Annotated in this window: 16 protein-coding genes; 10 read left to right on the top strand and 6 right to left on the bottom strand. The window is 32.7% G+C overall.

Translation table 11 applies throughout. The annotated features are described in order from the left end of the window. Nucleotides 1-11 precede the first annotated feature (11 nt). The 10 genes from C7J89_RS00655 to C7J89_RS00610 all read left to right on the top strand — a co-directional run bounded on the left by C7J89_RS00655 (nucleotide 12) and on the right by C7J89_RS00610 (nucleotide 8293). The gene (locus C7J89_RS00655) at nucleotides 12-335 is read left to right on the top strand and encodes a DMT family transporter (RefSeq protein WP_103294856.1); all 324 of its coding nucleotides are present in this window, start codon (nucleotides 12-14) and stop codon (nucleotides 333-335) included. A gap of 3 nt (nucleotides 336-338) precedes the next feature. Next, entirely contained in the window at nucleotides 339-653 is a 315-nt protein-coding gene (locus tag C7J89_RS00650; protein ID WP_103294855.1) for a DMT family transporter, read from the top strand. Nucleotides 654-1206: 553 nt separating this feature from the next. Further along, nucleotides 1207-2271: an L-ascorbate 6-phosphate lactonase gene (ulaG, locus tag C7J89_RS00645; protein WP_103294854.1), complete on the top strand. Its 1065-nt coding sequence runs from the start codon at nucleotides 1207-1209 to the stop codon at nucleotides 2269-2271. 20 nt (nucleotides 2272-2291) lie between these two features. Next, nucleotides 2292-3719, top strand: a complete 1428-nt coding sequence (locus C7J89_RS00640) for a PTS ascorbate transporter subunit IIC (protein WP_103294853.1) — start codon at nucleotides 2292-2294, stop codon at nucleotides 3717-3719. A 28-nt stretch (nucleotides 3720-3747) separates the two neighbouring features. Next, nucleotides 3748-4026 carry a PTS sugar transporter subunit IIB gene (locus C7J89_RS00635; protein WP_103294852.1) on the top strand — a complete coding sequence of 93 codons (279 nt, stop codon included), beginning with the start codon at nucleotides 3748-3750 and terminating at the stop codon, nucleotides 4024-4026. An 11-nt stretch (nucleotides 4027-4037) separates the two neighbouring features. Next, nucleotides 4038-4508: a PTS sugar transporter subunit IIA gene (locus tag C7J89_RS00630; protein ID WP_103294851.1), complete on the top strand. Its 471-nt coding sequence runs from the start codon at nucleotides 4038-4040 to the stop codon at nucleotides 4506-4508. Between the two features lie 18 nt (nucleotides 4509-4526). Further along, nucleotides 4527-5168, top strand: a complete 642-nt coding sequence (locus C7J89_RS00625) for a 3-keto-L-gulonate-6-phosphate decarboxylase UlaD (protein ID WP_103294850.1) — start codon at nucleotides 4527-4529, stop codon at nucleotides 5166-5168. Continuing rightward, entirely contained in the window at nucleotides 5165-6028 is an 864-nt protein-coding gene (locus C7J89_RS00620) for an L-ribulose-5-phosphate 3-epimerase (protein ID WP_103294849.1), read from the top strand. Before C7J89_RS00625 ends, C7J89_RS00620 begins: the two co-directional genes overlap by 4 nt. Next, on the top strand, nucleotides 6021-6719 hold the full coding sequence (gene araD / locus C7J89_RS00615; RefSeq protein ID WP_103294848.1) for an L-ribulose-5-phosphate 4-epimerase AraD: 699 nt from the start codon (nucleotides 6021-6023) through the stop codon (nucleotides 6717-6719). Before C7J89_RS00620 ends, araD begins: the two co-directional genes overlap by 8 nt. A 329-nt stretch (nucleotides 6720-7048) precedes the next feature. Beyond that, complete coding sequence (locus tag C7J89_RS00610) at nucleotides 7049-8293, top strand: aminoacyltransferase (protein ID WP_103294847.1); 1245 nt, start codon at nucleotides 7049-7051, stop codon at nucleotides 8291-8293. An 89-nt stretch (nucleotides 8294-8382) separates the two neighbouring features. On the opposite strand, the gene C7J89_RS00605 is transcribed toward C7J89_RS00610, so the two are convergent. From C7J89_RS00605 to ahpF, 6 genes are all read right to left on the bottom strand, one after another. Further along, nucleotides 8383-8748, bottom strand: coding sequence for a magnetosome magnetite crystal formation protein family (locus C7J89_RS00605; RefSeq protein ID WP_103294846.1), 366 nt, complete (start codon nucleotides 8746-8748; stop codon nucleotides 8383-8385). A gap of 139 nt (nucleotides 8749-8887) precedes the next feature. After that, nucleotides 8888-9247: a hypothetical protein gene (locus C7J89_RS00600; protein ID WP_061854293.1), complete on the bottom strand. Its 360-nt coding sequence runs from the start codon at nucleotides 9245-9247 to the stop codon at nucleotides 8888-8890. Between the two features lie 119 nt (nucleotides 9248-9366). Further along, on the bottom strand, nucleotides 9367-9582 hold the full coding sequence (locus C7J89_RS00595; RefSeq protein ID WP_061854294.1) for a hypothetical protein: 216 nt from the start codon (nucleotides 9580-9582) through the stop codon (nucleotides 9367-9369). 227 nt (nucleotides 9583-9809) lie between these two features. Further along, nucleotides 9810-10430, bottom strand: coding sequence for an NDxxF motif lipoprotein (locus C7J89_RS00590; RefSeq protein WP_103294845.1), 621 nt, complete (start codon nucleotides 10428-10430; stop codon nucleotides 9810-9812). Between the two features lie 184 nt (nucleotides 10431-10614). Beyond that, nucleotides 10615-10953: a hypothetical protein gene (locus C7J89_RS00585; RefSeq protein ID WP_103294844.1), complete on the bottom strand. Its 339-nt coding sequence runs from the start codon at nucleotides 10951-10953 to the stop codon at nucleotides 10615-10617. Between the two features lie 103 nt (nucleotides 10954-11056). Next, a complete protein-coding gene (ahpF, locus tag C7J89_RS00580) occupies nucleotides 11057-12583 on the bottom strand; it encodes an alkyl hydroperoxide reductase subunit F (protein WP_103294843.1) in 1527 nt (508 codons plus the stop codon). Nucleotides 12584-12589: the final 6 nt, after the last annotated feature.

Below are 12589 nucleotides of genomic sequence, written 5' to 3'. Positions count from 1 at the left end.
GAGGTATGGAAATGAATTGGTTAAAAATTGTGATAGCGGCATTGTTTGAAGTTGGATGGGTTATTGGTTTAACACATGCATCTAATACTATTGAATGGTTAGTGACGGTAATAGCTATTTTTCTAAGTTTCTATTTATTAATACAAGCATCGAAAGTATTACCGGCAGGAACGACGTATGCCATATTTGTTGGTCTTGGTACTACAGGAGTTACTTTATGCGATTTCTTAGTTTTTGAACAACCATTAAATATAGGAAAGATAATATTGATATTCATATTACTGACTGGTGTGGTTGGATTAAAACTTGCGACAACGAGCGAGAAAGGGGCATAAATTATGGATTGGATTATATTAATTATTGCAGGTGTATTTGAAATGTTAGGAGTGGCATCATTGAGTGCTTATACACATAATAATAAATTAAGATCATTAATATATATGATGGTTAGTTTTGCGCTTAGCTTTATTTGTTTAGCTATAGCGATGATGACATTGCCAATGAGTACAGCATATGCAGTGTGGACTGGTATCGGTGCTGTTGGTGGTGCAGTGATAGGTATGTTGTTTTATAAAGAATCAAAAGATTTCTTACGTGTATTATGTATCGTAATAATTCTAGGCAGTACGATTGGCTTGAAATTATTAAGCTAAAAAAAGAGCGACACTGATGTGTCGCTCTCAAAGAGTAATATGTTCATGAATATAAAAGACTAGTAGTTAGTATTAACTACATTCTTAATATAGCATATGATTATTTGTACATTCAAATATTTTACTTTAAATATTTTTAACTATTTAAATAATTGAGTATTACATATTTTCTCGACTTAAAAGCTGTAATTAAATATTTGCTTAACTGTCATTTTTACTAGAAAGTTCCTAGTAAAGACTGAAAAAAAGAATAAATCATTGCTTGTAAATATTTTTAATAAAAGATAACGGTATTTATGTATTTTGCAGTTAAAATATAAACAATGTGTTATTTACTACTATGGTTGGTGTTGGCAAACAATATAGTTAGTTAATTTTTGGACGTAAATATTGTTCAAATCGTTGAAAATTAGACCTCAATATTTTTATATTGGGGTCTTTTTGATTTTATATTGTAATTAATACAATATAAATAATATTAAATATATTGAAAAATGAAAATAATGACTATATAATTTCGTAAACGCTTACACATATTATAGGAGGAGATAAGATGTCTAAAGTACAAAGTATTACAAAAGAGCAATGGATTTTATCTACGTTTCCAGAGTGGGGAACATGGTTAAATGAAGAAATTGAGGAAACGCAAGTACCAAAAGAGAATTTTGCGTTGTGGTGGTTAGGTTGTACAGGAATTTGGCTGAAGTCACATGAAGGCACGAATATTTTATGTGACTTGTGGTGTGGTAGTGGTAAACGTACTAAAAAGAATAAGTTAATGAAGTCGGGACATCAAATGCAACGTATGTCTGGATGCAAACAACTCCAACCCAATTTAAGAACGCAACCCTTTGTTATTGATCCTTTTGAGATGAAGAATATTCATGCGCTCGTTGTGACGCATATACATTCAGATCATTTAGATATTAATACCGCAGCAGCAGTATTGCAAAATACAGATGATTCAGTTCCATTTATTGGCCCTAAAGCTGTAGTAAAGGTTTGGAGAGATTGGGGTGTGCCCGAACAAAGATGTAGAGTGGTTAAACCCGGAGATAGTTTGAAAGTGGGCAGTATCGAAATAGTAGCACTAGAGGCTTTTGACCGTACTGCATTAATAACTGTACCACAAGAACAACAGTTGAATGGCCAATTTCCTCAAGATATGGATGATATTGCGGTAAATTATTTGTTTAAAACATCAGGAGGTAATCTATATCATGCTGGAGACTCTCATTTTTCGGTGAAATTTGCTGAACATGGCAACAACCACGAAATTGATGTTGCCTTAGGTGCCTTTGGAGAGAACCCAAGAGGTATTACTGACAAACTAACGTCAGTTGATCTGTTAAGAATGGCCGAATGTTTAAAGACTAAAGTCGTTATCCCCGTGCATCATGATATATGGTCTAATTTCCAAGCAAACCCACAAGAAATACTAGATCTTTGGAAAAATAAAAAAGACTTTTTAGATTATGAATTTACGCCTTTTATTTGGCAAGTTGGCGGACAATATACTTATCCTCAAGACCGACATAAATTGGAATACCACTATCCAAGAGGCTTTGAAGATGTCTTTACTATCGAAAATGATTTACCGTATCCTTCATTTTTATAAAATCAAAGGAATGAACAGCTATGAACAACTTAATCATTATATTCATTTGGTTTATAGATAATATACTGACTAAACCAGAATTTTTCATTGGCATTATTGTTTTTGTAGGTTACGTGTTACTTAAGAAAAAATGGTATGAATGTTTCGCAGGTTTTATTAAAGCAGTCGTTGGTTTTATGATCTTACTCGTTGGAGCTAAAGGTTTGGTTGAAAAATTTAGGCCGATATTAGCTGGTTTGGGTGAGAGATTTGATTTAAAGGCGGCAGTTATTGATCCATATTTTGGGTTGAATGCTGTAGATAGTGCATTAAAATCTATTAATTTAACTACAACTTATACGATGGTCGCACTTGTTATTGGTTTTCTATTAAATATTCTATTAGTAAAACTTAGCAAGATTACGAAACTTAGAACATTGTTTATTACAGGTCACATTATGGTTCAACAATCATTAACAATTACGTGGATTGTATTTTTTGCGTTCCCAGAATATAGAAACTTTATAGGCAGTATAATGATTGGTATTTTAGTAGGTCTATATTGGGCAGTTGGTTCGAATTTAACCGTTGGCCCGACACAACGATTAACTAAGAATGCGGGTTTTGCAGTAGGCCATCAAGAAATGTTTGCTATTTGGTTAGTTGATAAAGTAGCCCCTAAATTAGGCAATAAAGAGAAAAATTTAGAAAATATGAAATTGCCCAAATGGTTGTCGATGTTCAATGATAGTATCGTTGCCACTGGTACGCTAATGCTTATCTTCTTTGGTACTATTTTGGTGATTTTAGGTGAAGACTTTTTAAGAAAATTAGACCCTCAAAACTTCCCCGAAAAGTTATCTTTTATTACTTATATTATTTCTAGTTCATTATCATTTTCAGTCTTTTTAGCAATTTTAATGATGGGTGTAAGAATGTTCGTATCAGAATTAACGAACTCTTTCCAAGGTATCTCAAATAAATTATTACCCGGGTCATTACCGGCAGTGGATTGTGCAGCTACATTTAATTTTGCACCTCAAAACGCAGTGCTATTTGGTTTTATTTGTGGTTCGCTCGGACAGTTTATCACAATATTAGGTTTGATTTTATTTCATTCACCTGTACTTATTATAACCGGGTTTGTGCCTGTGTTTTTTGACAATGCTACTATTGCCGTTTATGCAAATAAAGTTGGTGGTACAAGAGCAGCTTTAATTTGTGCATTTGTTTCTGGTGTGTTGCAAGTGTCGATAAGTGCATTTGCAGTAGTGTTCTTTGGATTATATAAATTTGGTGGTTGGCACGGAAGTATAGATTTTGAATTAATTTGGCCTGGATTTGGACTTTTATTACACAATTTTGGCTTAGTAGCATACTTTGTAATCATAATCTTATTGCTCTTAATACCTCAATTACAGTTTAGAAGAGCAAAAGACAAAGAACTATATTATCAAGGCTTAGAGTAATACAACGTAGAAATGGAGGAACTCAATTATGTTAAAAATCTTAGCAGCTTGTGGAAGTGGTATGGGATCATCAATGGTCATAAAAATGAAAATTGAAAAGTGTTTACGTGAACTCGATGTTAGTGATTTTACTGTTGATTACTGTAGCATTGGAGAAGCAAAGGCGCAGGCAAATGGATATGATATCGTGTTTGCTAGTAAATATTTAATACAAGAGTTAGAAGGTAGAACGACGAGTAAATTATTAGGGTTAGATAATTTAATGGATGATTCAGAGATAAAAGAAAATCTACAACAAGTAATTTGAAGGTGATCATTATGGTGTCATTTAAAGAAAGTATTATTAATGAACAATCTATTTGGTTAAATCAAGATGCTGAAAATTGGGAAGAAGCTGTGACAATAGCTACTGCACCGTTATTGCAAAGTGGAGCTATAACAACAAATTATGTAGAGGCTATTATTCAAAATACTAAAAAATATGGGCCTTATTATTTATTGATGGATGGCATGGCAATGCCACATGCAAGGCCAGAAGATGGTGTGAACCGAGACGCTTTTAGTCTCGTGATATTTAATAAACCTATAGATTTCGGAGATCATAAACGTGCGAGTGTATTTGTAGTCTTAGCCGCGACATCATCTGATATTCATACGAGTATTGCGATACCACAAATAGTTAGTGTATTCGAAATTGACAATATCATTGATAAGCTAACAACAGCGACGTCTGTAGAAGAAATCATAGCGCATATTGATAAAGCAGATATGAGTGAATACATTTCGTAACATCAAGGAGGAACAACTATGACTAAACCATTATTACAAATTGCTTTAGACAATCAAACTATTGATAGCGCGACTAGCACTTTAAAATCATTAGGTAACGAAGTGGACATTTTAGAAGTAGGGACAATATTATGTTTACAAGAAGGTAGACATGCGATCGAAACAGTTAGGTCATTATATAAAGATAAAATAATATTAGCAGATACTAAATGTGCAGATGCGGGGAAAATAGTCGCTCAAAATTGTAAAGATGCGGGCGCCAACTGGATGACGGTAATTTGTTGTGCCACGATAGAAACAATGATTGCTGCAAAAAATGTGATGGACGATATTCAAGTAGAGTTATACGGGGATTGGACCTTTGAACAGGCGCAACAATGGTTTGATAACGATATAAAACAAGTAGTATATCATCAAAGTCGTGATGCACTTTTAGCAGGTAAAAAGTGGTCAGAAGAAGATTTAAATAAGATTCAACGGCTAATTGATTTAGGATTTAAAGTTTCAGTTACAGGTGGCTTAGAACTGGATACAGTGAAATTGTTTCAAGGCTTAGATATATATGCATTTATTGCCGGACGTAATCTTAGAGAGGCTGAAGATCCTGCTTATGCTGCGCGTGCTTTTAAAGAAGAAATTACAAAGGTATTTGAATCATGAATTATCTAGGTATTTATGAAAAAGCCATGCCTGTATCTTTATCAATACCAGAGAAATTAAAATATGCTAAGCAATTAGGGTTTAACTTTATAGAAATGTCGATTGATGAGTCAGATCAACGATTGGCTAGATTAACGTGGTCTAAAGATAATATTCATAAAATCAATGAAACGCAATTATACGAAGATATTTATGTACAAAGTATATGTTTAAGTGGACACAGAAGATATCCGTTAGGTTCTTCTGACGAGAATATTAGAAATAAGGCTTTGGAAATAATGTTTCAAGCGATCGACTTAGCTCAAAAAATAGGTGTGCGTGTAATTCAATTGGCAGGATATGACGTTTATTATGAGACAAAATCGCAATTAACTGCTCAAAATTTTAAAGAGAGTCTCAACGTTGCCCTAGATTATGCTGCTAAGAAACAGGTGATTTTAGCGCTTGAAATAATGGACGATACATTTTTAAATAGTATTTCTAAATATATTGAGTTAAAAGAAGCGGTAAGTAATCATCCATACTTAAAAGTATATCCAGATGTAGGAAATCTTTCTGCTTGGCCACAAAATAATGTACCAAATGAGTTAGCGAAAGGTATAAATGATACGGTCGCGATCCATTTAAAAGACACATTACCAGTAACGGCTGATTTCAAAGGCAAATTTAAAGATGTTCCTTTTGGTGAGGGGGAAGTGGATTTTGTTGAGGTTTTTCAAACATTACAACGATTAAAATATAATGGGCCATTTTTAATAGAAATGTGGTCGGAAAATTTAACAGACCCTAAAGAAGTAATATTAAATGCCAAAACATTTATTGAAAAAGCAATCGTGAAAAGTGGTGTTCATCATGGATAAAGCAATAATACAAAGGCTAGTATATGAAGGTAACGTGCAGTTGCCTAAAAATCAGTTGGTGAAATTGACTTGGGGTAACGTGAGTATGATTGATCGCGACAAAGGCATTATTTGTATTAAACCTAGTGGTATACCGTATAGTAAACTATCTCCGGTAGATATGGTTAATACCGATTTAGAAGGCACAGTACAAGAAAATCAACTTAAGCCATCATCAGATTTACCTACACATGTTTATTTATATAAGCATTTTCCAAACGTCAACAGTATAGTGCATACACACTCATTACATGCAGTAGTTTTCGCACAAGCAGGTAAAGCAATCAGGCCTTTCGGAACGACACATGCCGACACTTTTTACGGTCCGATACCTTGTGCTAGAAAGTTAACAAAAGAAGAAGTTGAACATAATTATGAGTGCAATACAGGCAAAGTCATAGTAGAAACCTATCAGTCTTTAAATATCACTCCAGACGCGATACCAGCCATTAATACACAAAATCATGGACCATTTATATTCGGAACATCGGTAAAGCAAGCGATAGAACATACAATTGTTTTAGAAGAAGTTGCAGAGATGGCATTAAAAACAGAATTATTAGCACAACAGAACATTTCTGCAATAGATCAATTTTTATTGGATAAACACTATTATAGGAAGCGTGGGGAAAATGCCTACTATGGCCAGTAATTACATCTTGGCAATTTGAATATATGAATTTAGTGTCATATTACACAAACATACGTCCTCAAGTTATTTATATTTGAGGGCGTTGATTTATGAATGAATATATACCTTATACATGGGATTAATAGATGAAGGTTAATGATATTAAATATTGGTATGATACGAATTCATCTTATATTTATTTATAAAATAAAAATACTATATTATAAGTTGTATGCTTTTAAAGAGAGTTATATAATATCATAAAGCAATTTGTAGTGCTATTTGAGTGGGCTCGGTAGCATCTTATTGCACATTTATCGGCATATTAATAACTTGAAGAGAGTGAAAAAATGAATTTTACAACATTGAAACCGGCAGAATATAGTGAGTTTGTTAATAACAATTTTGTGCACTATACACAGTCAATTGCACATTATAATTATCGTCAAGACAATGGAGGGTGTGTACATCTTGTAGGTGTTAAAAATGGTGAAGAAGTGTTAGCTGCTTGTTTAATTACTGAAGCTCGAGCGCTTAGAATTTTAAAATACTTTTATACGCATAGAGGACCGGTATTAGATTTTAATAATCAAGCGTTAGTGACATGCTTTTTTGAAGGTCTTAAAAAGTACGTGAAACAGCATAGAGGATTATTTATATTAGTCGATCCATATGTTATTGAAAATATTAGAAATCCGGAAGGGGACATAATAACATCATATGATAATAAACAATTGTTTAAGGAACTTAATCGACTAGGCTATAAACATCAAGGTTATAGTATTGGTTATTCGCAATTAAGTCAAATCAGATGGTTGTCTGTATTAAATATTCAACAAAAGAACGATGAAGCATTATTACAAGAAATGCAGTACCAGACTAGAAGGAATATAAAAAAGACAATTGAAATGGGCGTGCAAGTGAGGACGTTAGATATTAGTGAAACTGATAAGTTTTTTAAATTATTTCAAATGGCCGAAGAAAAGCATGGTTTTAAATTCAGAGATCAACGATATTTTGAAGAAATGCAGCAAATGTATTCTCAAAACTCAATGATTAAATTAGCATATATAGATTTAGAAAAATATATAACAAAATTAAAGCAAAACGAGGCGCAATTAACATTAGAAATATTAGAACTTGAAAAAGCCATGACCATTACACCAAACTCTAAAAAGAAAAAGACTAAATTGACACAGTTACAGCAGCAACGGAATAATCAGCTTAAAAAAATTAAAGAATTTGAGAAATTGCAACAACAAGAAGGCAATATACTTCATTTAGCAGCTGCCTATTATATTTATACCAAGGATGAAGTTTATTATTTATCGAGCGGTTCTAATCCAAAATATAATTTCTTTAAAGGCGCGTACAGTTTGCAATGGGATATGATTAATTTTGCAATCAATCATCGTATTCCTAGATATAATTTTTATGGTATTACTGGTGACTTCAGTGCAGAAGCGGAAGATTATGGAGTGCAACAATTTAAAAAAGGTTTTAATACACAAGTAGAGGAATATATTGGAGATTTTGTGTTGCCAGTAAATAAGCTATTGTATAAATTATTTACATTAAAGCAACAAGAAAAATAAAACAAAGGTTGAGAAATAATTATTTCTCAACCTTTTTATTGGCATTAATTAATTTACGTAAAAAAGTTAATTCGTTTTAGAGCATTAGTCTATGGTCTAAAATAACTTTCGTCTGATAGTAATACTTTAATGCCTCGATAAATATTTTTAATGGTGTACCAAATTGTAATCACGACAAGTACGATGGCTATAATAATTAGTACAACTGCTTGCCAAGTTGATTGAGTTGATAAGGCACCCGTACCCAGGCTTGCGCTAATAACTAAAATAAAGGGGCATAGATAAGTAATGATATGGTATATCAAAGATTTTGCTGCATGTGATGACGTAGGTTTGTCTGACAATATCCATACAATAATAGGTAAGATGAGTGGTGCGAAAAATATACTAAAGTAACATAAAGCTGCAAGTACTTTACCGCTTTGAACATTTGCTTGAGAAGTTTTATTATCCATTTGTTTCACCTCACAAAAAGTGTAACAAATAAGTGGTGCAGTATATAGGTTAAGTACTTAATATGACAACATTGTTAGGCGTTTGATCGACAAGTGTATGACATAAAAAAAGACCTTACATATAAGGTCTTTAGAACGATTATTCTGCACATAATGTTGTTATAGCACTTGCAATAATAACCATCGTAGTCAAAATTAAAACGACTACAAGAAGTGGCACGGGTGTAGTGAATATGACGATAAGTGTTAGAAATAATGCAGGTACAGCAAAAAGTATTTGCCATATCGTTGAAAGGATACGTGTTGCTCTATATTTGAAAATACCAAGTATTAAAGCGGGTAAGAATATACAAACTGAAAAGCCCAAGGCTATCCATATTTCAACAGGTCTTTCAAAGTTCATTGCACTACCACCGGTAGGATTATTATAAGCAATAGTAATAATAGATAGTGTGATAAAAATGACTGCTAATAATAATGTGGTCAAACGGTATTTCATAAATCTTACACCCCAATGTTTAATAAATTAAATATATTGTGACATATAGTGGTTTGGGTGTCAAAATACATTTTTTACAAATAAAAAATAGTCTAGACATCAATTTTGTAATGTCTAGACTAATAACTATCTACTGCTGTAATGCTATGTTGAAATTCTTGATAAAAAACGTCTAAATTGTCTAAAAAGCTACCGACCATGACTGCAATGACAACGCAAGTGATACTAAGTACGATTTGTTTAGAAGAAATGCTACCATTTTTTTCTTGTTTGTCTACTAAATTATATGCAATAAAGACAGCAGCAATTGCACCAATTAAAATTGTTAAAACCATTTAAGCCCCCTAGGTTTAAATACTTTGTTTCCAATACAAAGTAAGTTTAACAAATGGTGACGTAGCTCTAAAGTTAAATAACAATAAAAAACCTTACAATTATGTAAGGTTTATTACGAAATTCTGTTATAAAGTTTTGAAAAGATGACAACTTCACCCTGTAAACACTGATAAATTAACTATTAATGATGTCATAGTTTTGTAATGTGTACGATATTGTATGAAGACTATTTATCTATAGCTTTAGTACTAATATCTTTTGATTTTAAGAATTTCTTAATTTTTGCTTGTTGTTTACCGTTTACTTGTCCAGCGTATTTAGTAGAGACATCGACTACATTTAATTCATTTTGTGGTTGGTAATCAAGTTGTTCGATATCATCATCGACGTTTTTAATCGTACTGTTTAATGAAGTGAAATATTTGATGATGCGATCTACATTTGTCTTGTAACCTTTAGGAAGATTATTGTTTTCGACGAATTTTTTAAATCTAACATCATTTTTGACTGCATTACGTGATAAGTCTGAAAGGCGTTTTGACTGTTTATCCGTAATTTTTTTATCTGAATTTGATTGTCTGTCTAATTTGTACTGCATTAAATATTTGTTATCAAGAATTACTGAGTTAACCTCTAGATATTTTTTGATAGCATTATTCATTTCTTCTTCGCTAATATTTTCCCCGCTTTTATTAGAATGGAAAATATCTTTTTCGGTAAGTACTTTTACGTTTTTAGGTGCATGTTTTTCGCTATGTTGGTTATCATCATGATCTTCATCGTTTGAACAAGCAGCTAGTACAACGGCTAATACCATAATGAGCGATAATAAAATACGCTTTTTCATCTCGTGTAGTAATCTCCTTTATAAAAAATTAATCATTAATTGAAATGTTATTTATATACATACTATAGAGTACCATTTTTAAAAGTGCATTCAAATGACATTTTTTGGAAGAAACGCACAATCTAATGAACAAAATCTCACAATTTTTCATAATAAGATATTGTTTAAGAAATTAGCGTAATGATTAAGATAGAGTTTTTAACTTGTGTTCAAGAACTAAATAAATAATACATAAAGTAATGATATAGAGTAATGCTTCCGCAATTAATAAACTACCGTTTCTATGGGATATAATCAGCCACAAATCAATAATAGATAATGGTACGCCAATCGTGGCATATAGTTTGAAAATTGTTTGGTTAAATTTTTTATATGTAAGTTGTGCTGTTTCCCAATGTTTAGTACTTAACATAGCGCGTTTAGTTTGATAAAGCATGGGTTTTTTTTGAGTAGTGTTGGTATGTGATGTAATAATTCTCTTGGAGAAATGTAAATGTATTATTGCTACGATTAGTAATAACATATAAGGTCGTCCAATCCCGTTAAAGTAAATAATATGGTATAGCATAAAAAAAGAGGAGTCAACTTAGACTCCTCTTAAAAACTACATAATATTTGATTCAAGTTTAGTGACGAATAATATAATCAAAAGCATTTAATGCAGCATTTGCGCCTGCACCCATTGAAATAATGATTTGTTTATTACGGTCATCTGTTACGTCACCAGCGGCAAATATGCCAGGAACACTTGTCGCATTTTTACGGTCAATCGTAATTTCTTTAGCTTCATTCAATTCTACATATTCATCTAACCATTCAGTGTTAGGTAATAAGCCAATTTGAACGAAAATACCGTCTAATTCAATGGTATGCTCTTCATTTGTACTAATATCATTATATTTTAAACCAGTTACTGAATCTTCACCAATAACTTCGGTAGTTTGAGCTTGTTTAATAACTGTTACGTTTGATAGAGAGTTTAATCGTTGTTGTAATACATCGTCAGCTTTTAACTCTGCATTTCTTTCTAATAAAGTTACATGTTTAACTATTCCTGCTAAATCAATGGCAGCTTCAACGCCAGAGTTACCTCCGCCGACAACTGCAACATCTTTACCTTCGAATAAAGGGCCATCACAGTGAGGACAGAATGCTACACCTTTATTGATAAGCTCATCTTCACCAGGAACTTGTAGTTTACGCCAACGTGCACCAGTAGCAATAATTACAGTTTTACTGTGTAATTGCGCATCGTTATCTAAAGTAATAACGATGTCATCATCTGTTTTTTCGATACCACTAGCACGAACGCCAGTCATAACATCGATATCATCATATTGTTTAATATGATCTTCTAAAGCAGATGAGAATTTTGGTCCATCTGTTTCTTTAACTGTTACAAAGTTTTCAATAGCAGCAGTATCATTAACTTGTCCGCCAATGCGGTCAGCAACGATACCTGTGCGTAATCCTTTACGAGCTGTATAAATGGCAGAAGTACCACTTGCAGGGCCACCGCCAAGGATTAAAACATCGTAAGGTGCTTTGTCGTTAAATTCAGATGGGTCAGCTTGGCTACCTAAACTAGTTAGAATATCTTGTACTGACATACGGCCATTTCCAAACTCTTCTCCATTTAGGAAAATAGCAGGGACAGCCATGATATTTTCGGATTCTTCTTTAAAGATAGCTCCGTCAATCATTGTATGAGTGATATTAGGGTTTAATAAACTCATTAAATTTAAAGCTTGGACTACGTCAGGACATTTTTGACAAGTTAAACTGATATAAGTTTCAAAATGTAGTGGACGGTCTAGTGCTTTGATTTGATCTATAACTGCTTGTTCTTCTTTTGGTGGGCGACCACTAACTTGTAATAAAGCTAGAACAAGTGAGTTAAATTCGTGACCCATTGGTAAACCTGCGAAAGTAATGCCAGTATCTTCGCCTGGACGATTTACTGTAAAGCTAGGCGTACGTTTTAGATCAGCTTCTTCTACACTAATGTTAGATGACATGCTTGAAACTTCATCTAAAAGTTCTTTTAACTCTTTAGATTTATCGTCAGAACCAAGACTTGCTCTTAATTCTACGTCACCTTCCATTAATTGAAGTAATTGCTTAAGTTGTGATTTCAACTCATCATTTAGCATTTGACA

The sequence above is a fragment of the Staphylococcus kloosii genome (assembly GCF_003019255.1).
Taxonomy (GTDB): domain Bacteria; phylum Bacillota; class Bacilli; order Staphylococcales; family Staphylococcaceae; genus Staphylococcus; species Staphylococcus kloosii.
Note: the sequence above shows the minus strand (reverse complement) of the source record. Positions and strands in the feature narration are given on the sequence as shown.